The sequence below is a fragment of the Microcoleus sp. S1D4 genome (genome assembly GCF_036700765.1).
In the GTDB taxonomy this organism is placed as follows: Bacteria; Cyanobacteriota; Cyanobacteriia; order Cyanobacteriales; family Microcoleaceae; genus Microcoleus.
Map to the genome: position 1 here is coordinate 99422 of NZ_JAUBPP010000018.1, position 25699 is coordinate 125120.

The 25699-nt window shown below is 45.0% G+C and carries 19 protein-coding genes; 6 read left to right on the top strand and 13 right to left on the bottom strand.

Going from position 1 to position 25699, the window contains the following annotated elements; genetic code table 11:
* Window positions 1-103 precede the first annotated feature (103 nt).
* Window positions 104-610: a hypothetical protein gene (locus QT998_RS19170; RefSeq protein WP_333092108.1), complete on the bottom strand. Its 507-nt coding sequence runs from the start codon at window positions 608-610 to the stop codon at window positions 104-106.
* Window positions 611-968: 358 nt separating this feature from the next.
* Here QT998_RS19170 and QT998_RS19175 point away from each other — a divergent pair, with 358 nt between their 5' ends.
* The gene (locus QT998_RS19175; RefSeq protein WP_333117008.1) at window positions 969-2258 is read left to right on the top strand and encodes an MDR family MFS transporter; all 1290 of its coding nucleotides are present in this window, start codon (window positions 969-971) and stop codon (window positions 2256-2258) included.
* A 421-nt stretch (window positions 2259-2679) separates the two neighbouring features.
* The gene (locus QT998_RS19180; RefSeq protein WP_333117007.1) at window positions 2680-4836 is read left to right on the top strand and encodes an iron uptake porin; all 2157 of its coding nucleotides are present in this window, start codon (window positions 2680-2682) and stop codon (window positions 4834-4836) included.
* A gap of 94 nt (window positions 4837-4930) precedes the next feature.
* Here QT998_RS19180 and hisIE read toward each other — a convergent pair whose 3' ends face one another.
* Window positions 4931-5581, bottom strand: coding sequence for a bifunctional phosphoribosyl-AMP cyclohydrolase/phosphoribosyl-ATP diphosphatase HisIE (hisIE, locus tag QT998_RS19185; protein ID WP_333092113.1), 651 nt, complete (start codon window positions 5579-5581; stop codon window positions 4931-4933).
* Between the two features lie 403 nt (window positions 5582-5984).
* Between hisIE and hemL the strand changes: the two genes are divergently transcribed.
* Window positions 5985-7286 carry a glutamate-1-semialdehyde 2,1-aminomutase gene (gene hemL / locus QT998_RS19190; protein ID WP_333092115.1) on the top strand — a complete coding sequence of 434 codons (1302 nt, stop codon included), beginning with the start codon at window positions 5985-5987 and terminating at the stop codon, window positions 7284-7286.
* 378 nt (window positions 7287-7664) lie between these two features.
* On the opposite strand, the gene QT998_RS19195 is transcribed toward hemL, so the two are convergent.
* The 10 genes from QT998_RS19195 to QT998_RS19240 all read right to left on the bottom strand — a co-directional run bounded on the left by QT998_RS19195 (window position 7665) and on the right by QT998_RS19240 (window position 18282).
* Entirely contained in the window at window positions 7665-8705 is a 1041-nt protein-coding gene (locus QT998_RS19195; RefSeq protein ID WP_333092116.1) for a tetratricopeptide repeat protein, read from the bottom strand.
* Between the two features lie 390 nt (window positions 8706-9095).
* Window positions 9096-10091 (bottom strand): ComEC/Rec2 family competence protein, encoded by a 996-nt coding sequence (locus QT998_RS19200; protein ID WP_333117006.1) that lies wholly within the window; start codon window positions 10089-10091, stop codon window positions 9096-9098.
* Window positions 10075-10767 carry a hypothetical protein gene (locus QT998_RS19205; protein WP_333117004.1) on the bottom strand — a complete coding sequence of 231 codons (693 nt, stop codon included), beginning with the start codon at window positions 10765-10767 and terminating at the stop codon, window positions 10075-10077. The genes QT998_RS19200 and QT998_RS19205 overlap by 17 nt, the downstream gene beginning before the upstream one ends.
* A gap of 5 nt (window positions 10768-10772) precedes the next feature.
* The gene (locus tag QT998_RS19210; protein ID WP_333117001.1) at window positions 10773-12818 is read right to left on the bottom strand and encodes a sensor histidine kinase; all 2046 of its coding nucleotides are present in this window, start codon (window positions 12816-12818) and stop codon (window positions 10773-10775) included.
* Window positions 12819-12977: 159 nt separating this feature from the next.
* Window positions 12978-13751 carry a carbon dioxide-concentrating mechanism protein CcmK gene (locus QT998_RS19215; RefSeq protein ID WP_333093521.1) on the bottom strand — a complete coding sequence of 258 codons (774 nt, stop codon included), beginning with the start codon at window positions 13749-13751 and terminating at the stop codon, window positions 12978-12980.
* A 333-nt stretch (window positions 13752-14084) separates the two neighbouring features.
* On the bottom strand, window positions 14085-14762 hold the full coding sequence (locus QT998_RS19220; RefSeq protein ID WP_333093522.1) for a carbon dioxide concentrating mechanism protein: 678 nt from the start codon (window positions 14760-14762) through the stop codon (window positions 14085-14087).
* Between the two features lie 388 nt (window positions 14763-15150).
* On the bottom strand, window positions 15151-16812 hold the full coding sequence (locus QT998_RS19225; protein ID WP_333116998.1) for a ribulose bisphosphate carboxylase small subunit: 1662 nt from the start codon (window positions 16810-16812) through the stop codon (window positions 15151-15153).
* 124 nt (window positions 16813-16936) lie between these two features.
* Window positions 16937-17242 carry a EutN/CcmL family microcompartment protein gene (locus QT998_RS19230; RefSeq protein WP_333093524.1) on the bottom strand — a complete coding sequence of 102 codons (306 nt, stop codon included), beginning with the start codon at window positions 17240-17242 and terminating at the stop codon, window positions 16937-16939.
* 278 nt (window positions 17243-17520) lie between these two features.
* Window positions 17521-17862, bottom strand: coding sequence for a carbon dioxide-concentrating mechanism protein CcmK (locus QT998_RS19235; RefSeq protein WP_006635058.1), 342 nt, complete (start codon window positions 17860-17862; stop codon window positions 17521-17523).
* Window positions 17863-17970: 108 nt separating this feature from the next.
* On the bottom strand, window positions 17971-18282 hold the full coding sequence (locus QT998_RS19240) for a carbon dioxide-concentrating mechanism protein CcmK (RefSeq protein ID WP_006635059.1): 312 nt from the start codon (window positions 18280-18282) through the stop codon (window positions 17971-17973).
* Between the two features lie 625 nt (window positions 18283-18907).
* Between QT998_RS19240 and QT998_RS19245 the strand changes: the two genes are divergently transcribed.
* From QT998_RS19245 to QT998_RS19255, 3 genes are all read left to right on the top strand, one after another.
* Window positions 18908-20782, top strand: a complete 1875-nt coding sequence (locus QT998_RS19245) for an NAD(P)H-quinone oxidoreductase subunit F (RefSeq protein ID WP_333116996.1) — start codon at window positions 18908-18910, stop codon at window positions 20780-20782.
* A 422-nt stretch (window positions 20783-21204) separates the two neighbouring features.
* Complete coding sequence (locus QT998_RS19250) at window positions 21205-22719, top strand: NADH-quinone oxidoreductase subunit M (protein ID WP_333093526.1); 1515 nt, start codon at window positions 21205-21207, stop codon at window positions 22717-22719.
* A gap of 135 nt (window positions 22720-22854) precedes the next feature.
* Window positions 22855-24021: a CO2 hydration protein gene (locus QT998_RS19255; RefSeq protein WP_333116994.1), complete on the top strand. Its 1167-nt coding sequence runs from the start codon at window positions 22855-22857 to the stop codon at window positions 24019-24021.
* Window positions 24022-24180: 159 nt separating this feature from the next.
* Here the strand turns inward: QT998_RS19255 and QT998_RS19260 are convergent, their stop codons facing one another.
* Window positions 24181-24900: a PHP domain-containing protein gene (locus QT998_RS19260; RefSeq protein ID WP_333093528.1), complete on the bottom strand. Its 720-nt coding sequence runs from the start codon at window positions 24898-24900 to the stop codon at window positions 24181-24183.
* Window positions 24901-25699: the final 799 nt, after the last annotated feature.

Genomic DNA, 25699 nt, shown 5'->3' on the forward strand with positions numbered 1-25699 from the left:
TAAAGATGGCTAAAATTTCCAAAAATTAACGGCGGGTGTGAATTCACGCCCGCCGCTAATTTTTGAGTTTTTTTATCAACTCAACCTCAGATGATTGTGTCGGTTAAACTTGGTTTTGGTAGCACCAGCCCACCAAGGTAGCGCCGAGGGTCAACTTTACAGCTTCCAAGACAAAATATCCTTGGTGCAGTAAATTCATCCCGGCGGGGACTTCTGCTGCTGAATCGAACAGATTTAGCTGCATTCCCAAGGCGCTCATTTGAGGTGTGAGGCTGTAGGTGTCAATCAGGGCGATCGCCAGAAGTACCAATGATAATATGATTGCTGTGCGACTGCGCTTGCCGAAGTCACCGAATAAATTGCTCAAAACCATCAAACCCGTTGCTACCAAGCCCGAACAGATCAACTCAACGCGGTTGAATCCCCAGAACATCATATTTCCGGCTGTTGCAAACTCAGGAGATGTCATCATTCCCGATACAAACAGGCTGGGCATAATTACTAAATCCATAATCAGGCTAGCGCTGAGCCAGAAAATTAGGGCTACCATGACAATTGCTTGCCAGCGCGGTTTGATTGATTCCACTCTTGATGTTGTAATAGCTGTCATATAATTGACCATCTAAAATTTTTTTCTGCCTTTTCTAGAGTTTAACTAACTTTTCTAGAAAATTGTGTTAAGTATTTTTAAATGAATGGTAACTTTTTTAACTGACTTAGAAGAATTGTTAAGCTGGCGTAAAAATGTTCGATCGCGCGATCGAACATTTGTAATTTTAGGCGCAACCGCAGCGGATTGTTTTATAGATAATTAACGGCTAAAAGCTGACGCACGCTACTAATTTAGTCGGTTGTAGGGTGGTGCGTCAGCGGCGGATTGTTCGATCGATATATTGACCGCTACAAGCTGAGACACCCTATTAATTTACCACTAATTGCTAACTCCATCGACCTACAATCTGCTGTATATGCCTAAATTGAAATTTCAACTATCATCTTGGCTTCCCCGTCTCCCCACTCAAGTCTGGATTCTCGCCGCAGGCAGATTCCTCTCGCAAAGCGGCACCGGTTTTACTTTATTTTACGCGCCGATCTTTTTTGTCGATCGCGTCGGTTTATCTGCCACTGCTGTTGGTATCGGTTTGGGTATCGGTTCAATTGCGGGAATATTCGGCCGCGTTTTGGGCGGTTCTTTTTGCGATTCTAAATTTTGGGGAAGGCGGCGAACTTTATTGCTGGCGACAATGATTGCGGCTGTCGCTTCTTTTGTACTGGCGGCAACTAATAATTTCGCCGGCTTAGTTGCAGGAAATGTACTGATGGGTTTTGGCGTGGGTTTGTATTGGCCTCCAACGGAGACAATGGTGGCGGATTTAACGGAGGGCGATCGGCGACAGGAGGCTTTTGCTTTGACGCGGCTTGCTGATAATTTGGGTTTGCAAGTTGGGATTATTTTTGGCGGTGTTTTGATTGCGATAACGGGGAATTATCGATCGCTCTTTATTATCGACGGTATCTCGTTTATAGTGCTGTTTGCGGTGGTGGCGATCGCGATTTCAGAAACCTATAAACCTTCTACTGCAACAACAGATGCAAGCCCAAAAAATCTCAAAAATGGCTGGATGGTGGCGTTGAACGATCGCACTTTGCTAGTATATGCCTCGGTAAATATTTTGTTCACTCTCTACATTTCCCAAATTCAAACCACAATGCCGCTGTATTTTAGCAAGTTTGTGCAGGTGGGGACATCGGGAACAGGCTTTTCTACAGGTACAATTACCGTTTTGTTTGCTTTTAGTACATTTTTAACGGTAGCTTTGCAACTGCCGGTTGTGAAAGCTTTGAGGCGGTTTTCCCATCCAAAAGCTTTGATGATTTCGGCGCTGCTGTGGGGAATGGGATTTATCGCGATCGGCTTGACGGGAATGGCAGCAACTGGCAATCTATTTTTAGCTGTTTTAGGCTTGAGCTTTTTATCCTTAGCGACAGTTGCTTATACGCCTTTTGCTTCGGCTTTGGTGGTGGATTTAGCGCCGGAGTCTTTGCGAGGCGTGTATTTGGCGCTTAATTCTCAGTGTTGGGCGATCGGCTATTTAATCGGGCCGCCGCTGGGCGGTTTCGCCTTGGATCAGGGTAAATGGGGGGCGGATAATTTTTGGTTGGGTTTGGCTGTTAGCGTGATATTGGCGATCGCGATTTTGCGAAAGCTCGATCCCATGTTGAAAGAAAAAATCATTGCAAAAAAACAACTTTTGTGATATATAAACTAGACAAATAAATAAATTTCCAACAATGCCGATCGCCCTCAAACTGCGATCGGCATTTTGGCATACACACCCGAACCAAGAAACCAGATTTTGGAACCGAAATAGAAAGTTTTAAGCAAATATTGTGCCGAAAAACCCGGTAGAGCGATCGTCGCCCGTGCCTCCGCGAACTAAAGCAATTATTTTATACACAGTCCCCTCCGCACACACTCTATCTTTATGATACTTCGGCGTATCTTATCCCTACCAAGAACACAGCGACACCATTTTTGCGTAAACTCTTACAGAGCTTATTAAAGATATAAAAAATCTAAAAGTTATGAATTTAAAACTTGTGATTTTGGCTGCCGAATAGATTTACAATCGCTAAAAAGCTACTAGCAATTTTAGAATTTATTGGTGAGGAGTCGCAATGAAAACACATTTACTATTTAGTGCCGGCGGAGCAGGTTTACTATATCTACTTGTTGGTTCTTTACCATTGGCAGCCATGCCACCGATTGCAGATCGAGAAACATTAAGCACTCAAGACTTCAAAGAGTCAGATGATAAAATTAGCCTGAATACAACTGTTGAAAATCCGCTCAAAATCCCTCAAACATCAGAATTCAAACAAATCGAGGAGCCACCAGTTGACAGTACCACCTCAACAGACGATCGGCTAGCCAACCTCAATCAGCCAGAAACAGCAGCATTAACCGCAGCAAATCCCCCAAAAGATTCATTAAACTTAGCCGAAACACCAGCCAACCAAGCCCCCGCCGAAATCGCAGAAACCACATCTGCGATTTCCGCCCCAAACCCGCAGACACCAGCCGAAGTCACAGAAACCACATCGGCGATTCCCGCCCAAAACCCGGCACCAGCCGAAGTCACAGAAACAACATCGGCGATTCCCGCCCCAAGCCCGGCACCAGCCATTGCTCAAACACAAACACCTACTTCAGAAAAGTTAGCTGAAATCGAAAACAGCGCTTCCTTAGAGCCCGCACCAACCAACAGCCAAACTCCCGAATCTACCGAACTCGAACAAGTAACATCTGTCTCGCAACTCTCCGACGTGCGCCCGACAGACTGGGCATTTCAAGCCCTGCAATCTCTCGTAGAAAGATACGGCTGCATAGCGGGATATCCAGACGGCACATTCCGAGGCAATCGGGCAATGACTCGCTACGAATTCGCCGCCGGTTTAAATGCTTGCTTGGATAAGGTAACAGAGTTAATTAAAAGCGGTACGGGAAATTTAGCAACCAAAGAAGATTTAGCTTCTCTCCAAAGATTGCAAGAAGAATTTGCCGCAGAATTGGCAACTTTGCGCGGTAGAGTCGATGTTTTAGAATCCCGCACCGCCGAATTAGAAGCAAATCAATTTTCGACAACAACTAAACTCAGCGGCGAAGCCATTTTTAGTGTTGCCGACACAACCAAAAACAATAACAGGGATACTCAGACAGTCTTCAATTACCGAGTGCGGCTGAATCTCCTTACCAGTTTCACCGGCAAAGACACATTAATCACAGGCTTGCAAGCTTACAACATTCGCAGCTTCGGGCCAGATTTGGGTTTGTCAACGGGAGCATTTAGCGGTTTATCTGACAGTCAGGCAAGGCTGAGTTTTGAGCCGCAATTTCCAGGAATCAACCCTCAAAATTTATCTAGCAGCGGCGCTAACACAGTTGAACTTTACAAACTGCTTTACGTCTTCCCAGTTTCTAACAGCATTACTTTATTTGCTGGCCCGAAGGCGGAAACTTCCGATGCTTTTCAAGCAATCACTCCTTTTGCAGGAGAAGGGCAAGAAGCTATTTCTAGGTTTGGAGGTTACAACCCTGTAGTGCGCGTATCGGGCGGCACTTCTGGCAGCGGTTTGGCATCGGCTGGCGGGTTTATTTGGAACATTTCTAAAAAGCTCAATCTCACAGCTTTGTACGGCAGTGTAAATGCTGCTTTGCCAAATGATTTAGGTTTTCCGGGTACTCCGTTGGGGGCTGGTTTATTTGAGGGAAGTACGGTTGCTGCGGCGCAGTTAACGATCAAACCAACTAGCAGTATTGACATTGGTTTGAATTACGCTTACAGCCGCCACCAATTGAATATTCTGGCTACAGGATTATCTGATGCGGATTTGGGTTCTATTTTGGGAAGAGATAGAGAACCTGTTAACGGTGGCGTGAGGATGAATTCGTTTGGCGGTACTGCAACCTGGCGGCTTTCTCCGAAAGTTGCTGTTTCTACCTATGGAGCTTGGATAATTGCTGATGCTGAAAGAAGCAATGCTTCTACAACTTTCAACAGTTGGATGGTTGGTTTACATTTCCGAGATTTGTTCAAATCAGGAAATAATGCAGGTATTCTGTTTGGACAGCCTTTGGATCGCGATTCGGTAAGGGGCGGTGCTCGTTTTCAGGCCAACAAAGCAACTCCTTACCATTTGGAGGCTTATTATCGTTTCAAAGTTAACGATAATATCAGCATTACACCGGGGGCTTTTGTGTTGTTCAATCCTGAAGGTACTAAGGATAATGACACTGTAGGGGTGGGCGTTCTTCGCACTACTTTTACTTTCTAAAAAGTGGCGACACTATTATCTGTTTGTAGTAAGGACTTCAATTTTTTGTCATAAATTTAGGCAACTTAAGGATTAAAGTCCTTACTACAAATGATTATTTTCTGCGATCGCCCAATTTGCGATATACTTCTCTCAAATCAACTTGATGGTGAGCCAAAGCAACCAAAGCGTGATAAAATAAATCCGCAACTTCCCCAGCGATCCCGTCTTTGTCGTCATCTTTGCAAGCCATCACAACTTCCGCCGACTCTTCGCCAATTTTCTTGAGAATCTTGTTGTCGCCGCCCGCAAACAACTTGCAAGTGTAAGATGTTTCGTTAGGATTGTCTCGCCGATCGCAAATTACGGCAAATAATTGAGATAACATATCTCCAGGCGGCGGTACAATTTCCCCATCAACTTGGTGAAAACAACTTCTTTCTCCCGTGTGACAAGCAATATCTCCGACTTGTTCCACTGTCACTAGCAAAGCATCGCTATCGCAGTCGTAACGCAGCCCTTTGACATTTTGAAAGTGTCCCGAAGTCGCGCCTTTGGGCCACAACTCGGCGCGAGAACGACTCCAGAACCAAGTTTGACCGGTTGCGAGGGTTTTTTGCAGCGACTCGCGATTCATCCACGCCATCATCAATACAGTGCCGTCTAAGTAATCTTGGACGATCGCCGGCACTAAACCGCGATCGTCGTAACGAATCTTTTCAATGGGAATCGATCGGCTTAAACTAGACAAATCCGTAGCAGACATAATTTTATTTCAACTTTGATAGTAGAGATTTACGCTTTTTTGTCCGACAATTCTTTTCATTAACCGCAGAGGACGCTCTTGAGACAGAGAAACAAAAGAAAAGAAGAGATAGCTAATCTTTAAGCCAGAAGCGAGTTACTGAAGACACAGCTTTTTGGCGATCGATACCTGTGGCAACATAGCAAGTTAGGGACAAATTGTCAACAACAATTTTACAAAAAATTACAATTGAGTGCGATCGGTGCCAGCAGTACAAAGCCTGAAAAACCCAACCTAGTATTGCTACGGATTGGTTTGTATCCTAAAATCAATTAACATAGTTTCTTTAAATCGACCTAACCATTATCCTGAAGTCGCTATAAAAGTATCCTACCAACAACAGACCTTCACTAAGGAGAAAACATTGGTTTCCACAACACACTTGAAAACCACCAAATCAGAAGAAATCTTTGCCGCCGCCCAGAAGTTGATGCCCGGTGGCGTCAGTTCCCCCGTGCGCGCCTTCAAATCCGTAGGCGGAGGGCCAATAGTCTTTGACAGGGTAAAAGGAGCCTACATTTGGGATGTTGACAGCAACCAATACATTGACTACGTAGGCACTTGGGGCCCAGCCATCTGCGGCCACGCCCACCCAGAAGTCATCAAAGCCCTTCACGAATCTCTAGAAAAAGGCACAAGTTTCGGAGCACCCTCGCTGCTGGAAAACGTGCTCGCCGAAATGGTCATCGATGCCGTTCCCAGCATAGAAATGGTGCGATTTGTCAATTCCGGCACCGAAGCCTGCATGGCCGTTTTGCGGCTGATGCGAGCCTTCACCGGACGCGATAAATTGATTAAATTTGAAGGCTGCTATCACGGGCACGCCGATATGTTTTTGGTAAAAGCCGGTTCCGGTGTCGCAACTCTCGGCCTTCCCGACTCTCCGGGAGTGCCAAAATCCACTACCGCCAACACCCTCAACGCTCCGTACAATGACTTAGAAGCAGTCAAAGCTTTATTTGCCGAATATCCGGGCGAAATCGCAGGCGTAATTCTCGAACCAGTTGTAGGAAATGCCGGATTTATTGTACCGGATGCGGGTTTCCTCGAAGGTTTGCGGGAAATTACCAAAGATAACGGTGCTTTGTTAGTTTTTGATGAAGTAATGACCGGTTTCCGCATCGCCTACGGCGGAGCTCAGCAAAAATTCGGTGTCACCCCAGATTTGACAACTTTGGGTAAAGTTATCGGCGGCGGTTTGCCGGTGGGAGCTTACGGCGGACGGCGCGATATTATGGGAATGGTGGCTCCAGCGGGCCCGGTGTATCAAGCTGGTACGCTTTCGGGAAATCCTTTGGCGATGACTGCTGGGATTAAAACTTTGGAATTGCTGCAAAAACCTGGCACTTACGAACAGTTGGATAGAATTACGAAAAAACTGTCTGACGGATTGCTGAAAATTGCTAAGGAAGCGGGACACGCGGTTTGTGGCGGGCAAATTAGCGGGATGTTTGGCTTGTTTTTTGCGGCGGGCCCGGTTCACAATTACGATGATGCTAAGAAGTCGGATGTAGCAAAGTTTGGCCGCTTTCATCGCGGAATGTTGGAGCACGGTATTTATCTGGCTCCTTCGCAGTTTGAGGCTGGATTTACTTCTTTGGCTCATACTGATGAGGATGTCGATCGCACTTTGGCGGCCGCGCGCGAAGTGATGGCTAGTATTTAAAGTGCGATGGTTGCGAATGCAAGTCCTTAAAACTCAGGGATGAAGGATTAAAGTCCTTGCTGCAAAAAACTGCAAGGACTTTAATTTTTAACAGATGATATCGTTTCCGGTAACATCGTCAGGTGATTTAACCGGCGCTAGGGCGCAGAGAACACAGAGGAATACAAGAGAGAGATGAATACAGAACTATGAAGCGCGGATTTGATCTGACTCGATTTTATAATTCCGATGCTACCGGATTTGATATGATTCGGCGGTTGAAACCGCCAGAAAGTCAAACAAAGTCGGCCTGCGCCGACTGGTTCATAAAGGGTATCCAAAACCCAGATTTAGTATGACTAATGACTACTGACTACTGACTACTGACTACTGACTACTTCACTCGTTTAAAAATTCACCTTCACAGATAATCGAGTCTCTGCTTTCCAAATCTTCTTGATTCCAAATCGAGTTTAATGCTGCCGAACTTAGAGAAGTTGACATTGTATTTAATGTTGTGTTGTAATATTCCACAGCATTATTCTGTTCCATCTGCGGCGCTTCCTTGAAGTAGGAATTAATGTCCGGCGTGCAGCGCTGGGCTTGGTAGTATAAATAAGCTTCGGCATTAATGCACATGACGTGGTAAAAATCCTTGTTGGCTGCTGCGATCTCTCCGAGTTTGTACAGCGCTAAACCTCGGTTGAGATAAGCTTTGACATAATTTGGATCTAGTTCCACTGCTTTGTCAAAGTCTTCTATTGCTAGCTGCATTTGTTTTAATTTATAGCGCACGCATCCTCTGTTGTAATACGCATAAATATTTTTGGGATCGATTCCTAGTGCAGTGTTGTAATCGGCGATCGCCTGCGTATTGTCTTTTAGTTGGTGGTAACAGAGGCCGCGATTGATGTAAGCTTTGATATATCTAGGATTCAACCGCAGCGTTTCGTTAAAGTTCTCTATTGCTGCCTCTTTTTCTCCCAAAAGGTAGTAAGCCCGCCCCCGGTTGTAATAGGTTTTATAATTGTGGGAATTGATAGAGAGAGCTTGATTGTAGTCTTCTATTGCTTCTTCGTAATGTCCTAAATTAGCAAGTACGAGTCCCCGGTTGTTGTAAATAGCGTGACTGTCAGGTTTGTTTGCTAAAGCGCAGTTGAGATCCTCAATGGCTTTGTCGTTTTCTCCGAGATGCCGCCAAGCATTGCCTCGATTCAGATAGGCCTCGAACAAATTAGGATTGATATCTAGTGCTTGGCTGAGGTCTGCGATCGCCCTTTGGTAATCTTTCATGTAATAGTAGACTAAGCCGCGATTGTTATATGCTTTGGCATCAGCGGGATTTTCCTGCAGTATCTGATCGAAGTCTTCGATCGCCGCTTCGTAGTTTCCTTTCTTGGCGCTATGTAAACCGCGCTTGTAAAATTGTTTGAGGTTCATAGGTCAACTTTCAGCATTGCTTGATTCTGGGGGTTGATTTCTTGGCACTCAGTTTTTCAACGAAAAACTGTTAAAATTCTCTTTTTTTGCCACCCGTTATTAGATTACCCTCAAATTGATTGTAGCCTATCTACCGGAAACAGGATTTTAGGTTCATTTTAACAGCTCTTCGAGCTTCTGGAAACCGTCAATACGTCGGCTTGATTTACTTTACCAGTTCGATTATTGACTATCTTGAGTTTCAGTAAAAAGTCTGATTTTAGTCGAAATCCTGTTTCCCATTCTCGGGCTGCGATCGAAGCGATTGTAAAACTTAGTATCAATTGTTGCACTTATTTTCTAAGTGTAAATTTTCGATATTTTTAACAAACTCGCTATGAATAACCAACATCAAACTTTAAAACGCCGACATAGTGGATTAGAAACTCGATCAATAAATTGTTGGTGTCCAGCAATGCCGGCAGCATAAGTCGTTGTGTTGCCTGCAATCTTGATTGATACAGTTCCTCCACAACAACTGTTGCTTGTGCGCCCCCTAGCAGGCAGAGCATTTAAGTGCGCTGGTTCTGAATCGGGAACGCTGTCTGCACAGTTGCTTGATAGCTGAGTACATAAAATATGAGCGGTTGGCAAAGAAGTAACTACACCTTCTACTATGTCTTGGCGGGGATTTCCAAATCTCCCCCGACCGATCGAGAATACTACTACATTAGGTTGGACTAAATCGCACAACTGCTGAGCAAATGCTTGGCTATCAGCACCGCCCGGTCTACCTCCATGATGCGGAAAAACCAAGATATCAGCTTTCAAATCACTTCTCTCCTCTAGGAGATTATTCAGTCCCACTTGGTCAATATCTCCTGCCAAGATAGCTACTCTATGAGAATCGTGAACCAAACCAATAACAGCCGATGTCGAGTTGGGGTTCAATCGGCGTCCTTGCAAATCTTGTCCGCCCGCGCCACTCATTGCTAATTCAGGGGTCGGTGCAAGAATTTCTACCTTAACTTGTCCGACATTCAATTGATTAGTCAACTCCGTAGTTAGTCCTACTACAACTCTAGTTCCCGAACGCTGGCGCGCATCTCTTACAGCACGTCGCAAAGCTTCCCAAGTTCGAGTTTTCCTTTGAGCATCGGAGTTTATGTATATGTTAGTAACTTTAATATTCCTATCCAATAGTATATCGATAATACCTGCAATATGATCTTCGTCAGCATGGGAAATCAAAATATGCGAAATTTCTCGAATAGATAGATGAGCAAGGGTTTCTATCAATGTAGCGCCGTGGGCACTGTCAATAACAATCACACCTTCTGTATCTCTCACAATAGCACAATTACCATGACCAATATCTAGAATAATCAGCTCAGGCAAGTCCATCATTTTCATCTGGTTCAAGTGTTAATTCAAAGTGTTCAAAATAAAGATCTTCAGATTTTTCTGCTCCCGTGTTAACATCAGCCAATAGCCACCTATCTACTACCAATGCACTATGTAGTGTCTGTGGAATCAACGCAACTGGCAAACGAACAGCCTTATGAGGATTCCAACTAGGAACAATGACATCTATTACTTTTTCGTTAGATTCGTTAGTAATATGGGTTATATTCAAAAGTGTTCGGTGAGGGATTCTCGTAATGGGTATTGTTCCACCCAGTTCTAAAATACAGTCTTCAATTCCTTTTTTTATTGTCGTAGCATTGGCTTCATCACGACTCAAAAGGACGGGAATTTTGCGCCGATGCTTTCTAATAGATACGTCGGCATCTATGTCAGTGTACTGAGTTATGAGAATGGAGGGAATCTTTCGATCGTACAATTCTGCCAATAATGTCGATCCTGAAAAATTAGTCAGGCCATAATTAGCTAAGCGATGGTCGCACAAGACACCTTGAGCATTTTCCACAATATACCTAGCAAGTACATCGACTTCATTGAAAGGGCCATCTATTATCACAGGTTCAAAACCAGCATCCTCTACGTCCCATCCAGTTGATTCAGCTAAGTTTGGTTCATCATCAACTATTGCTATTTTTTTGAGTGAAACTTGTGCAATCATAATAATTAATTTCCAGAAAGCGGTAATTCTACCAAAAACTCAGCTCCTCCCAACTCGCCATTTCCGATCGCCCTTACTTTTCCTCCCATATCTCTAACAGAATCCTTGACAATTGTCAAGCCAAAACCGGTACTACCGGGTGTAGTCGTGAGGCCGGGCAACCAAATTTCATGTAATTCAATATCCTTAATACCCAGACCATTATCTGAAACTTTTAGACCCACATAATTTCCTAAAATTTCAGTGCTGATAATTATTTGCCTCCCTTGATTGCACGCGCCCTCAACGTTGAAAGCATTGATAGTATTCGTCAGCAGATTTGTCAGAATAGCCTCTACGAGGGCTATGCTGCCACGAATATGGGGTATTTGCTCAGCTTTATGTTTTTTTATTTCAATTTTAGCATCGTCAAAAAAAGGTTGGAACAGTTCAACATTAGCATCAATAACACTGTGAATATCCACCACACCGGAACGGCGTTTTTCTCGCTTTAATAGATGCAGAGGAAAATTAGAAAATTGCTTCCAAGAACTACTTATTTGATAAAGCATTTCTACAGGTCTTTGCAGAGAAGTGGGATATTTATCTTGGAGTAATTCTTTTCCTTTACTTTCTATTCTCTTAGCTATTTTTTCTATCTGAGTGACTGGCTTACTAGATTCGTGTGCAAAAACTGCTGCCGTTGTTCCCGCTGTAGCCAAACTGCGATAAAGCTGAAGATCGTCGCGCAATGCTTTTATTTCTCGCTCTTTTGCAGTTTCATACTGTTTAACGACTTGGCGCACTTTCGCACGATTTTCTTCTTGCGGTATTTCTTCTTCTATCACCTGTTCAAGACGTATTTTGACATCCTCAACATCTTGACTAGATTCTTGCTTGATGTCCTCTCGTTTCTTTTCTGTTTCTTTCAACCGCTCTTTAGCCATCCATTCCAACACATCGACAGCAAAGCGTCTCAGCTCTAAAAAAGCTTCATTTTCTATGAAACCGAGCCGATCTGTTTTTTGAACTAGGAAGTCATCAGGATCGATCGCAATTACTCGGCCAATAACCGTGCTGGTGGAAGGACGCACCTCAGGGTTCCTAGCCCGTGCTAAATTGATATTCAGCCAATCATCGGTGCGATCGCCGTAAGGCTTTACCCGCAAACCTCGGTGGTAAAGATGAACACCTCCTACCTCAGTCAGCCAACTTCTGACTTCTGCGGAAGAAACTTTTTTGGCTGAGAAATTTTGAGGATTTAGCAGAAAAACCCACATCTCAAATTCCGCTGGAACACTTTTGTAAACTGCTTTAGAAATATTTTCATGCTTGGCACTAAAAAGTTCATCTCCCTTCCAGTCTAACAGCCTTGCTTCAACAGTTCCCTCCGCGTTCAAACTAGCTTTTAAATGATATTGAGCGGCCTCAAAGTAAGCCTCATTTACTTTTTTTTCGATATCGGAAAATCCTGGAGCTATCAGCCGAGGACGGAAAGCGACACTATTATCAAATGGATCGGCTAAAAGTAAAAGTTCTCTTGCCAGTCTTTTAATCTCAAGTCTTCCCAACTTAACTTTTAAGTTATGAATTGTAATATCAGTTCCTTGACTTTTTTCAGTAGAATTTTTTTGAGCATCAAAAGAGACATCTTCTACAACATCAGCGCCTTCAAAAACATCCCAGTTAATTATGAGACTGTACTCAAATCCCGGCTCATTTTTAGGTCTGGTTTTTAGGTAAACTTGAGAACCTTGCCTCAAAGCAGCTAGCCTGCCTAATCCTTTATCGCCAACAGGTAAACGTCCCAGCAGTGTGGGCTGTCGGGCTGCTTTTTTTGAGCGACCCAGTACCAACCATCCCTCACTAATGGCATCGGTATCCATACCTGTACCGTTATCTGAAATAATTATTGAGCCACCTATATTGCTAGTATTTATAAGCTCTACGGTGCATTTTGTAGCATCAGCATCATAAGCATTCTTAACTAACTCTATAATACCTTGATCCGGGTTCGGGATCAGTTCCTCGCCTAGCCTGTTGAGGATGTTTGGTGAAAACTTAAAGTGCATAATATTGTCCGTTATTTAATATCACCAAGAGTAGGCAACAATCTCAGGATTTATACAGAACTTGTATATGTATTATGCGACCAGCACCTTACCCGAACCATTTAGTAAGATACAGCCGAACAATTGCCTAATTCCTCATTCCCGATTACCAATTACCGATTACCGCTCGACTTCCTCTTCCACATAAACTCTCAATTTCTCCAAATCTGGAAGTTCGACCAATTCTTTTTCCTTTTCCTGAACAGAGATTGGCATCATCACAGGTTTGCGGTGTTCTATCCAGCAACTCGCCAGCGGTAAAGTTTGTTCCAAATCTTCCAAAGGCCTCGGAATTACCATCACCGCGTTCAACTCGCCAATGCGTTCAGCTTCGTACATCCCGGCTTCTACGGCGACTGCGACATCTGCAACTGCACCGCGAATAATTGCCGTACACAAACCTGCACCAATTTTCTCGTAGGCGGCCAAGTGTACGTCTGCGGATTTGAGCATAGCATCGCAAGCACCGACCATTGCCGGAAATCCCCGCGTTTCAAGCAAACCGATCGCCTGATTGCTCAGTCGCGAATAATTGCCGCTTTCGGAGAGTTCAGTCAGCCGAAAGCCGATCGGCAAAACCACTTCCAAATTAGCCAAAGGTCTGGCAATCACCAATTTAGAAACAAACTGTCCGAACTGTTCTGCTGTCTGAGCTCCCGCTTCCACAGCCAAACGCACGTCCGAAATTCTGCCCCGGACGATCGCCGTACAGTGACCGGAACCAATTTTTTCGTATCCTACTAAAATCACCCCCGCCGACTTCAGCATCATGTCAGCAGTCCCGACAATCGCCGGAAAACTCTTGGTAGATACCAAACCCAAAGCAGTATCTTTGAAATATTCTTGGCGCTGCGAGTGATCGGGGTCAATTTTACGATCTATTTGTCCGTCCATCTTCAATTACCTTTAGAAACTTCTCAAAATTAAAATTTGTGGATAATTGTAGTTTCTCAGATGACAAGACAGACTGCACGAGCTGCCAGACACAGATTTCTGTTGCAAAGCCTTAAAAATTGCTGAGCTACCAATAATATAAGATTACCTATTTATATTTTTTTATTCTGCCTTCAGCATAGCTGCCTTTTGCTGAAATGACCACGCCCCAACATTGTCAATACAAGCCCTTGACAGTTTTGAGGGTCAAGCCCAAAATTCAGACAAAATTTCAATCTCTCAGATCGATCTGCGAAATAAATCTCAAATCTCAAATCTAAAATCGACTTACCGCTACCCGGAACCGCCCGAGAGAGTTTGACCGTTTTCCTCCGATCGATTAAAAGCTTGTCGGTGCGGAAACAGCGTCCCCAGCAGCCGATTGATGTGAGCTTGGCCGTACAGAATAGTTGGGGTATCTGCTGGTTGGGGCTGGTCTGAGGCAGTGTCTTGCAGCGGTTGTGGGGATGTCTCCGGCGGTGTTTGAGGCTGTGTAGGGGCGGCGGCGGTTGGCTCATCGATCGGTCGATCGACGGCTGGCGTACTAACTGGGGGAGGTTCCGGTTCCGGTTCCGGGGCTGCTTCTGCTTCTGCTTTTGCGGTTACTTCTGCTGGTACTTGACGGCTGGTATCTCCGATCAGAGAACCGGCTGGCAAAATTTGCAGTTTGTCGATAGAAGGATTAATCAGGGTTGTCGCCGCGCCTATACAGGCATTTTCGCCGATCGTCCCCGCACCTACTACCAGCACCCCTGCACCCAGAATCGCGCCCGCCCCGATTTCCAGATCGCCTTCACGGGCGTGAAGGATAGTTCCCATACCGATACACGCACCGGCGGCTATCGAGATCCGACTTCCCGGATCTGCTTGCAGGATGACTCCTGGGGCGATCGCCGCACTCTCATTCACAACCACATCGCCACTCATCAAAATCTGAGAGTTGCTAGTTAATTGCAGTGGCGATAAATACATTCAACTTTACCATGAAATGAGCTATTTTTTTAGAGAAAAGGACTTTAATTTATGGGTTTTATTGACTCAAAAAAATTAACCGCATCCATCCAATAAACGAGAAATTACTAATATTGAAAAGCTCGATCGAGACTGAATCTAAACCTAAATTACGCAGGCTTAAACTTGCGTACCTTACCCATGTAAGTAACGCATCAAACCTTTTTTGCCTAAATTTTGTTCGGGCTTTAAGATTTTTTATAAAGTTTGAGAAAATCTTAAATTTTTCCCAAAAATTCTCAATCGAACTGTCTAACTCTCTAAAACCAAACTTGAATCCTAGGGTTGGTTCTCCCATTAGCCCAACGCGAGCACTTAACGGGAGAAACCAGCTAATTACCAGGCGTTCTTAAGGGCGCTGGATGATTTCTTCGAGTACGCGGCGTTTGGCCTTGGAGTCGATACCCAGCAAGCGGACGTACTCGCCGCTGTGTTCTTTGAGACAGCTTTCGAGGGCGGAAATCACTTCGGATTCGCGGTTGGATGCGATCGGCGCGCAACTACTCCAAGAACCGGTGCGGAAACGGCGCGCGTCGGCGTGTTCGGTGCCAATTTTGTAGCCTTGGGAGAGCAGGTTGCGGATTTGGTCGATCGCCTTGCCGGTCAAGATGCCGCTGCTGGCGACCGCACCTGTGTAAGCTTCTTTACCTTTCCCTGCTGGTGGTTTGAATCCCGATGTTGTAGTCTGCTGAGCCGATTGAGCAACTGGGCCGTCGGGACGCTGAATAATTTCTTCAACCACGCGGCGCTTAGCTTTCGGGTCAATCCCGATCAAGCGCACGTATTCGCCAGGATATTGGTTCATCACTGATTCTAAAGCGGCGATCGCCTCAGATTCATTTCTCGTTTGCAGCGAAGCCCCGCTTTGCCAGGAACTGGTACGGAAGCGGCGCGCGTCGGCGTGTTCCGTCCCCACTTTGTAACCTTGACTTAGCAAGCCGCGAACAGTCGCCACTGTTTCCGCGCTCAATTTGCCGCTGCTGGACGCAGAACCGGTATTGCGGTGGGAAGCTTGTGCAAATTGACCGTTAGATTTGTGAGTTTTTGCGCCGTTAGAACCGTTAGAGCCGTTTTCTCCCGGTCTTTGGACGATTTCTTCGAGTACGCGGCGCTTGGCTTTGGTGTCAATCCCGATCAAGCGGACGTATTCTCCTTGGTGGTCGGCCATACAAGCCGACAAAGCTGCGATTACATCTGAGTGCCGGGTTGAGGAAATCGGGCCGCAAGTGCGCCAAGAACCGGTACGGAAGCGGCGCGCGTCGGCGTGTTCCGCTCCCACGCTGTATCCTTGGGCTAGTAAATTGCGGATGCTATCAGTTATAGAAGAACTCAATTGGCTGCCGGTTTGAGTAGAATAATTCATTTGAGTGATATTTGAGTTTTTAGCTTGCTCGTTGCGAATTGGTGCTAGACAGGCAATGTTGTCAGCGCAGCGATAACCCGTTCTCAGAGCGTCATTGATGCCGATGACGTGGGTCGCAAATTTTACATCTGAATCTAGAACATCTGGCAAGCGATCGGCTTGCTGCTGATTAGTGATGACAGCTCCCGAAGGTATGTACTTACCGGGGGGAATTTCTACATCTTGAATTAATACGTGCATCATTACAATGCACCCGTTTCCCACCCTGGCATTGAACACCGTAGAGCGAAAGCCGATAAAGCAGTCGTCGCCCACGTAGGCAGGGCCGTGAATTAAACTCATGTGCGTGAGCGAAGTATTTTTCCCCACCCACACAGAATAAGATTTGTCGTCGTCTCCTGTGACTCGGCCTTGTTCTAGGCCGTGAATCACTACTCCGTCTTGAATGTTGCTTCCTCCTCCAATATAAAAAGGAGTGCCTTCATCGGCGCGGATAGATGTCCCGGGGGCAATCATCACATTAGAACCGATATGCACATCCCCAATAATGTTAGAAAAGGAATGTACGTAGGCGGTATCGTGAATTTTGGGCTCAGCCAAGTTTTTCGACCAAGGCGTCGGGGGAGCCGCAACGTTGCGGACTGCCATAAATTAAGTTCTCCTAAGCTGAAAAATTTTTTTGTTAGTTGTTAGTCGTTCACTGTTCGCTGTTCGCTGTTCGCTGTTCACTGTTCACTGTCAACTGCTTTCCTGCTTTCCTGCCAACTGTCAACTAGCGGTACGGGTCGTCTTTTTTACTGTAAATGAGGCGGTTTTCTACATTGACAGTATCTATAATGCCTACTACCAGAGCATCGATCGGACGGTTTTCGCTGCCGGGCGCGATCCGGGCTGCGCTACCTCTGGTCACTAAAACCCATTCATCTATACCAGCGCCCACACAGTCAGCCGCTACTTCATATCCGGGAACTGGCAAACCTTCTTCATTGATGAATTGCAGGAGTAGAAATTTCGATCCTCTCAGCGTCGGCTCTTTTTGGGTACTGACAACTGTGCCGAGAACTTTGGCCATTTGCATTTTAGGTAATTGGTAATTGGTAATTGGTAACTGTCATTTTTTCACAGAGTCACTTGTCTTTTTTAAATTAGCTTTCCTCAGTCCGATGTCTGCAAAGAGAGTTTTTCGTCTAGTAACTAATGACTCGTGACTAATGACTCATGACTGATGACTAACAACCAATATCCCATGCCCGCATCAATTAAAAATTAAAAATGCTAAATCAAAAATTTCGCGCTTTTTAATTTTTAATTTTCAAGTTTTAATTACCAAATGCCCCGAACAGCCGATCGCCCGTCTTAAGATCTGTTGAGAGGACGAATACCGCTGACGCCTTCACGGAACTGTTCTACAGCTTCGGTATAGCGAATGGGTAGCACGTACTCCAAGTTTTCGTGAGGGCGGGCGATAATGTGGGTGGACATCACTTGTCCGCCGTTAACGCGCTTCACCGACTCTACTCCAGCGGCTACGGAAGCTTGCACTTCCGAGACATCTCCTCTTACAATGACTGTAACGCGAGCGCTACCGATTTTTTCGTACCCTACCAAGGTGACGCGGGCTGCTTTGACCATTGCGTCTGCTGCTTCCACGACTGCGGGGAAGCCTAGGGTTTCGATCATGCCAACTGCAATTGCCATTGGTTTTACTCCTGATTGAATATTTGGGGAACTAAACTGTTAATTTTTGACGAGCGTACTGATTTTAGTCCAACTTTTCGTCAAATTAATTTTCTGTGGGCTAAGAACTTAGTAGCCTCGGAACTGTTCTACTGCTTCTGTGTAACGAATGGGCAGAACGTATTCTAGGTTTTCGTGGGGGCGAGCGATGATGTGGGTAGAGACTACTTCTCCGCCGTTCACCCGCTTGACGGATTCCACTCCGGCTGCGACTGAGGCCTGGACTTCCGACACGTTGCCACGCACAATCACTGTGACGCGGGCGCTGCCGATTTTTTCATAACCCACAAGGGTAACGCGAGCAGCTTTGACCATAGCGTCGGCAGCTTCCACAACGGCGGGAAAACCTTTTGTCTCAATCATTCCCACGGCTATTGACATTTTTGAATCTCCAATTTAAGCATGAGTGGAATTACCGTTACAAATCTTTGAGAAATCTAAAAATTTGGACGGGGAAGGCCACATTATTTAGGAATGCAGTGTAAAGCTTCCTATCCTTATAGAATAGGGGAATCTGTCCACCTTGACAATATAATCTAACATCATAATGTTTAATAACAAAAATTAAAAATTTTTATGTTACTTAAAATAATTTAATATTTATTTAATAATCTTAAGATTCAGAGGAGTAGATGTGGGTGGCGATCGGGGAGTCGAGTGAGTAAAAATACCTTAAAAGTAGAGTTCGGTAGGTGAAGGCAGGGTCGATCGACGTTGGGAAATTTGGGGATTTCCAAAGGGGGATCGCGAGCAAACAGACACAAAAGGCAGTGTTTACCAATCTGCGGTCTTTTTTTTCTTTGATTGCCGATTCTGAGAAGGCAGTAATTTTGTAGTCACATAATTATCATTTTTGATGCTTTAATGTATAGTTAATTTTGGGTGCAAATTATTTTGCCAGAACTATACGATCGGGTTCAGTCAAAGTTTTAGGGTGTCGGGCGATCGCCCGGAACTGCCTTTGGATCGAGGCAGGCAGTAATTTAAAGTTTCAAGGATAAATTAAATGACTGAATTTCTCCTCCAAGCCTGTTGGTGGGTTCCTTTATATGGCTTAATTGGCGCAATTTTAACTTTGCCGTGGTCTACAGGAACCGTTCGCACCACAGGGCCGAGACCTGCAGCTTACTTCAATTTGTTGATGACTGTATTGGCTTTCATCCACGGAACGGTGATTTTTAGAGCAACGTGGGATCGACCCCCCCAACAGTTGCTCGTACACTGGGTGCAAGCAGCAGATTTAAATTTGTCTTTTGCCATAGAAATCTCCACCATCAGCGTCGGAGCAATGGAGTTAGTTACAGTTCTGAGTCTGCTAGCACAAATTTACGCTATCGGCTACATGGAAAAAGACTGGGCGCTAGCTCGATTTTTTGGGCTGCTCGGTTTTTTTGAAGGAGCAATTAGCGGAATTGCCATTAGCGACTCGCTGCTGCTAACTTATGCTTTGTTGGAATTGCTGACGCTTTCAACTTATTTGCTAGTCGGGTTTTGGTACGCTCAACCGCTGGTAGTAACGGCGGCTAGAGATGCGTTTTTAACAAAGCGTGTAGGAGACGTACCGCTGCTGATGGGAGTAGTGACGCTTTCTACTTTAGCGGGAAGTTTGAATTTTTCCGATTTAGAAAAATGGGCGGAAACTGCAACTTTGTCTCCTTTGGTAGCGACTCTTTTAGGTTTGGCTTTAATTGCTGCACCTACAGCCAAGTGCGCTCAATTTCCGTTCCATTTGTGGCTAGACGAGGCGATGGAAGGGCCCAACCCGGCTTCGATTATGCGGAATACGGTTGTTGTAGGTGCTGGCGCTTATATTTTAATTAAACTTCAGCCTGTTTTAGCGCTGTCGCCGGTGACTGGTGTGGTGTTGGTCGTTTTGGGTGCGGTGACGGCGGTTGGTGCTTCTTTGGTGGCGATCGCCCAAATCGACCTCAAAAGAGCCTTATCGCATTCTACCAGCGCTTCTTTGGGTTTAGTGTTTATCGCGGTGGGACTCAATCAAGTTGACATTGCTTTGCTGTTGCTGTTCGCGCACTCGATCGCCAAAGGACTATTATTCATGAGCGTAGGGTCAGTGATTCTGACAACCAACACTCAAGATTTAACAGAAATGGGTGGGTTGTGGTCAAAGATGCCTGCCACAACAATGGCTTATTTAGTAGGCGCTTCAGGGATGGTAGCGCTATTACCAATGGGTAACTTTTGGGCGATGCGGCGCTGGCTCAACGGTTTTTGGACAGTGCCCTTGTGGTTGGTAGTTGTATTGCTTTTGGTTAACTGTTTAACAGCCCTAAATTTAACTCGCGTATTCGGTTTAGTGTTTGCAGGAAAACCGCAGCCGAAAACTCGCAGAGCTCCAGAAGTCGGTTGGACTATGGCATTACCGATGGTAATTTTGACCGTGATCGGGCTGTTGGTGCCTTGGATGTTGCAGCGGTGGCAACTGTTAATTAGTTGGACTGGGCCTTGGGCGAAAACCGGGGATTTTGATACTTTAAATTTGCTGTTGAAGACTCTAAATGTTCCGCTTTTGATGTTATCTGGCTTTATGGGCGTTGCGATTGGGGTGGCGATTTATTGGTACGGAGTTTTACCTAGACCAGTACGGCTGCCGTTGCCCGCGGTGCAGGATTTGTTTGCTTACGACTTTTATATCGATCGAGTTTACCGCTTGACTGTGGTTTGGGCCGTAGCTTCTATTGCTCAAATCAGTGCTTGGACTGACAAGTACGTAGTAGACGGGGTGGTGAATTTGTTCGGTTTTGCCACAATTTTCAGCGGCGAAGGGTTGAAGTACAGCGGAACCGGTCAGTCGCAGTTTTATGTGTTGACTATTGCGAGTGGGGTTGCTGTGTTGCTCGGGCTGATTCTTTGGCTTTTTTGAACCGCAAATGAAAGGTGGATTTACGGGGATGAATGCAGATGAATTGTTTTGAGTTTGTCTGTTTTTTTCTCGTTTTATTTGCTCTCAATCGGTCACAATTGTGCAAGCGGAATTTTCCCATCGGGTAAAAGTTCGGGTATTGAAATTGTGTCGTAAAGCGAGCGTCCCCGAAGAGCGAGGTGTATAATACTCGCTCTTCGGGGACGCTCGCACTCCAAGAAAAGATATTTTTTGCAAAAATGAGATGATCCCATTTAATTGGCAAATCTTATCGATCGCTAATACTTCAGGTTATAGGACGATTCCAGAGTCATTGGCATCTATGTTAACAAGAAAATTGAGCGATCGCTTTTTTATGCAGTTCCTTTGCGTTAATGTTAAATATAGTTCTAAAAGCTACGTAACAAGGGAAGTTTGAATTGATGCTCAGTGCTTTAATCTGGATACCAATGTTGACCGCCGCTCTGATTGGGTTCTGGCCCAGTGCGGTGAGTTCTAAAGTAGTTCGGAATGCCTCTCTCGTCATTGCGGGCGTGACTTTTATTCTCTCGGTGATTGTAGCTGCTCAGTTTGATATCAGTACGAGTCAGTTGCAGTTTTCGGAATTTGTTCCTTGGCTCGATGCTTTGGGATTGAATTACAATCTCGGTGTTGATGGTTTGTCTCTGCCTTTGGTGATTTTAAATACTCTACTGACAGGGGTCGCTATTTACGCTACGGATGATTCAATCCGCAGACCTCGACTTTATTATTCTTTGATGCTGTTAATTAGTGGTGGAGTCACGGGAGCTTTTTTATCTCAAAATTTGCTGCTATTTTTCCTGTTTTTTGAGGTAGAATTGATTCCGCTTTACTTGTTGATTGCGATTTGGGGCGGCGAGCGCCGGGGTTATGCTGCTACTAAGTTTTTAATCTATACTGCATTTTCTGGCATGGTTTTGCTGGCTTCTTTCTTGGGAGTAGTTTGGCTCAGCGGTGCTTCTAGTTTCGATATGGTTGGTGCAGCGGGTGTATCGCATTTACAAGGTGGATTGCCTTTACCTTTGGTGAGGCAACTTGTGTTGCTCGCTGGGGTGTTACTAGCTTTTGGAATTAAGATTCCTTTAGTACCTTTTCATACTTGGCTGCCGGATGCTCACGTAGAAGCTTCGACTCCTGTTTCTGTGCTGTTAGCGGGGGTGCTGTTGAAGTTGGGAACCTACGGAATGCTGCGCTTTGGTTTGGGTTTGTTCCCCGATGCGTGGGCGGTGGCTGCGCCGATTTTGGCGAGTTGGGCGGTGGTAAGCGTGATTTACGGGGCGAGTTGCGCGATCGCCCAAAAAGATATGAAAAAAATTGTAGCTTACAGTTCGATCGCTCATATGGGCTACATTTTGTTAGCTAGCGCCGCAGCTACAGAGATTAGTACGATCGGAACTGTTTTGCAAATGGTTAGCCACGGTTTAATTTCAGGGCTACTATTTTTGAGTGTCGGTATTGTTTACAAAAAATCTGGAAGCCGCAACATTGACGTGCTCAAAGGTTTGTTCAATCCCGATCGCGGTTTACCGATGATTGGTAGTTTAATGATCCTCGGCGTGATGGGAAGTGCCGGCATTCCGGGGTTATCGGGATTTATTGCTGAATTTTTGATTTTTCGGGGCAGTTTACCAGTGTTTCCAGTGCAAACTGTGCTCTGCATGATCGGCACTGGTTTGACTTCAATTTACTTTTTAATTATGGTCAACCGTGCCTTTTTTGGCCGCCTTTCCGATTTGGTGGTGAATTTGCCACAAGTCCGCTGGCGCGATCGCATTCCTTCGCTGGTTTTAGCAGTAATTATCGCCATCATGGGAGTGCAGCCTGGAGTTTTAGTAGCTTTGAGCGAGAAAACTGCGATCGGCTTAGTATCGGCTGTGCCCGCACAAGTTCAACAAGTTGCTCACAACTTGGAGTGAAATCTTCCATAGGTGCGATCGTTCGGACTTCAGTCCTCTTCAAATTCTGAAGACTGAAGTCCACACAATCAAACCTTTCTCTGGATTCTGAATTTCTCGGTAATAAAACAGTTATTCAATGAAGGTTGAAATCTAATGACAACTACCGTATTAAAACCCTCTGCTCATCCTCTATCCGCCTACATTGACATCTTGGAATCAGGCAAAGCTTTGCTTCCAGAATCAACGGAAAATGTAGTAGAAGTAGTCGGCATTCTCAAAAGTTACGGTGTGGTTCTAGATGCCTACTCCCTCAATCTTAACTACATCGCTGAAGAACAATTTTTAGTGCTTTTTCCGTTTTTTAAATATTTTAACGGAGAAGTGACTCGACCGAAATTAATCCGCTATTTGTGGCACGACCGCATTAATTTTGAGTATGCTGAGTATGTGATGAGAACCATGCTTTGGCACGGCGGCGGGGGTTTGGACAGTTATTTGGATTCCCCGGAATTTAGCAGTTTGGTCGAAAAGGCGATCGCAGCTAAGTTAAAAGGCAATTTTTTAATGCAGGGACTGCACAAAGTCTTCCCTAATTTTTTGCCGGAACAAGTGCGGATGCTGGCTTACTACACCGGGCTGGGTCAGTTTTGGCGGGTAATGAGCGATTTATTTATCGATTTGTCCGATCGCTACGAAGCAGGTGAAATTAAGTCGATCGCTGAGGTAGTTGATTTTATCTTAGCAGGTTTGGTCGGTGCCGCCAGTCTACCAATCACCTACAGCGTCAAAATTGGCGATCGAGACTACGATATCATTCCAGCCTCGGCAGGTTTGACATTTTTAGCAGATGTAGCAGTCCCTTATGTAGAGGCAATTTTCTTTCGAGGTACTGCATTTTTTGGAGTAGTTTCATACAACGCCCAAGCACATCAAATCCCCGAAGAACAAAAAGATTTTGGCTACGGTGCTTTATTTGCTGACCCTTTGCCGATCGGAGGCGCAGGCATTCCGCCCACTCAATTGATGCAAGATATGCGGCATTTTCTGCCGGATTATTTGCAAGAAATTTACCGCAGTAGTTGTCGCGGCGAAGATGATGTGCGCGTGCAAATTTGCCAAAGTTTTCAGAAGTCGATGTTTTGCGTGACGACTTCGACTATTTTGGGTTTAGCACCTCATCCGATGAATACCTCAGATCCAGAGGAAAAAAAGGCTAATCGGGCTTATTTGGAAGCTTGGATGGATCGATTTGGCAATTCTCGTTTGGATTGGGCAAATCAGCCAACTAACAGATCTTGTCAGTTGTTCCCAGAACGTTAGTCATTAGTCATTAGTCATTAGTCATTAGTCATTAGTTAACAGTTAACAGTTAACAGTTAACAGTTAACAGTCAACAGTCAACAGTCAACAGTTAACAGCTAACAATCCCTAATTCCCAATTCCCAATTCCCAATTCCCAATTCCCAATTCCCCCAACTACTAGATTCTGACTAGAAGACTCAGACCATGAGAGTCGGTGCCGCAAGTTCCCAACAAACCGTAAGTTTCTGCTAAATCTTTGACTAAAGCAGTTTGTTTGGGACTCGGTTTCCAAGGACAGGGATTGCCGTAAGCATAGTAAGTTTCTACGCCGTCAATGCCGAAACGTGCTGCTTCTGGGATGAGTTGATCGGCGGTCGATCGATACCGGCAAGGATGTGCTAGAACGGCTAAACCTCCAGCTTCCTGAATCGCTTCAATTACCCTGGCTGCGGAATAACAAGCGTGGCCTTCATTACCTTTACCTCGCAAGTAAGGTGCGAGACTGGGATGTTCTGGATCGAAGGCGTAAGCGAGAATGTGTACGTCGTTGTTGAGCAATTCAGCATTAATTTCAGCCCCTGTCCAAAGAGTCGGTGCAGCGCTAATTTTGTCGGGATGGTTTAATTTCCAATTATCCAGCCATATTTGAGCTTGAGCGTAGCCTTTGGTGCTGTGGTGGTCAGTAATAGCTAAGCCTTTGAGGCCTATGGCTATTGCTTGTTCCATCACTTTCTCTGACTGCGATCGCCCGTCGGAGTTAACCGTGTGGAGGTGGAAGTTGTAGGAACCCGGACAGCTATCGGCATTTATTGTCTGCAAGACTTGTTTGAGGGCCGAGATATTCTGGGCTTCTGGTTTGAGACCAGAACTTGGTGAGGAAGCGAGATTGACCGTCATAAGCGTTAGTATAAAAAAGACTAGCTTTGTTTAATATATCTAATTTATTTAAAATTTGCGGGCTTAAAAATTTGTGCTTGGCTAAGGGGGCTTGACCTTGATGGCTGAGAACTTTTGTGCGAAAAGCACGAATAAATTAGGGTAAAGCAGAAATAAATTAGTAACCCTAGGGTGCGTCGCGATGGAAAATTCATCAATAAAAATCGACTGTTTCTAGTGAACGATGCACCTGTATCATCGCCAGTTTAATAAACAACTTTTTATTTAACTATTCCCCAACTATTCTATCAGATCAACATTATTCCTAGGATGCGTCGAACAAAGAAAATGACGCAGCATAAAGATAAAGAGCAACAATCTGATAGATGCGTAGGCAGCGGAAATCGCTTAACAAACAAGTATTCGCCGTAGTGAAACGGAGGACTATTTGCACTTTGTATAAAGCAAATCTTAGGTAAAAAAAGTACAATAAAAATGCGGAATATAGGGTCGATGCCAAGAGCGATCGCCCTCTCGCCATCGGCTTTTTTAGGCTCAGTCAATCAACTTAAAAAGGGCTATATATAAGGTGATAATCTGTAAAACTGTAGATTAAAAATTGTATAAAACAATGGCAGCATTCCCTAGGAATACTAATAATATCATGTCCGGTAGATTGACCGATGGCAGATTGGTTCGTAGCGCAGACTAAAGTCCGCACTACGAATGAACTATTTTTGTTATAACTGGAGTTTAGACTAAAAAACGATCGCATCTAAAAGTAGCTGCCTTTGAAGATCCGGCAAGCTGTTGCTCAAAA

Coding starts and splice junctions, on each gene's coding strand:
- QT998_RS19210 (WP_333117001.1), bottom strand. CDS start 12,818: ATGCACTTTAAGTTTTCACCAAACATCCTCAACAGGCTAGGCGAGGAA.
- QT998_RS19240 (WP_006635059.1), bottom strand. CDS start 18,282: ATGTCAATAGCCGTGGGAATGATTGAGACAAAAGGTTTTCCCGCCGTT.
- QT998_RS19235 (WP_006635058.1), bottom strand. CDS start 17,862: ATGGCAATTGCAGTTGGCATGATCGAAACCCTAGGCTTCCCCGCAGTC.
- QT998_RS19220 (WP_333093522.1), bottom strand. CDS start 14,762: ATGTATTTATCGCCACTGCAATTAACTAGCAACTCTCAGATTTTGATG.
- QT998_RS19260 (WP_333093528.1), bottom strand. CDS start 24,900: ATGACGGTCAATCTCGCTTCCTCACCAAGTTCTGGTCTCAAACCAGAA.
- QT998_RS19170 (WP_333092108.1), bottom strand. CDS start 610: ATGACAGCTATTACAACATCAAGAGTGGAATCAATCAAACCGCGCTGG.
- QT998_RS19255 (WP_333116994.1), top strand. CDS start 22,855: ATGACAACTACCGTATTAAAACCCTCTGCTCATCCTCTATCCGCCTAC.
- QT998_RS19195 (WP_333092116.1), bottom strand. CDS start 8,705: ATGAACCTCAAACAATTTTACAAGCGCGGTTTACATAGCGCCAAGAAA.
- hisIE (WP_333092113.1), bottom strand. CDS start 5,581: ATGTCTGCTACGGATTTGTCTAGTTTAAGCCGATCGATTCCCATTGAA.
- QT998_RS19175 (WP_333117008.1), top strand. CDS start 969: ATGCCTAAATTGAAATTTCAACTATCATCTTGGCTTCCCCGTCTCCCC.
- QT998_RS19180 (WP_333117007.1), top strand. CDS start 2,680: ATGAAAACACATTTACTATTTAGTGCCGGCGGAGCAGGTTTACTATAT.
- QT998_RS19215 (WP_333093521.1), bottom strand. CDS start 13,751: ATGGACGGACAAATAGATCGTAAAATTGACCCCGATCACTCGCAGCGC.
- QT998_RS19245 (WP_333116996.1), top strand. CDS start 18,908: ATGACTGAATTTCTCCTCCAAGCCTGTTGGTGGGTTCCTTTATATGGC.
- QT998_RS19205 (WP_333117004.1), bottom strand. CDS start 10,767: ATGATTGCACAAGTTTCACTCAAAAAAATAGCAATAGTTGATGATGAA.
- QT998_RS19225 (WP_333116998.1), bottom strand. CDS start 16,812: ATGGCAGTCCGCAACGTTGCGGCTCCCCCGACGCCTTGGTCGAAAAAC.
- QT998_RS19230 (WP_333093524.1), bottom strand. CDS start 17,242: ATGCAAATGGCCAAAGTTCTCGGCACAGTTGTCAGTACCCAAAAAGAG.
- QT998_RS19250 (WP_333093526.1), top strand. CDS start 21,205: ATGCTCAGTGCTTTAATCTGGATACCAATGTTGACCGCCGCTCTGATT.
- QT998_RS19200 (WP_333117006.1), bottom strand. CDS start 10,091: ATGATGGACTTGCCTGAGCTGATTATTCTAGATATTGGTCATGGTAAT.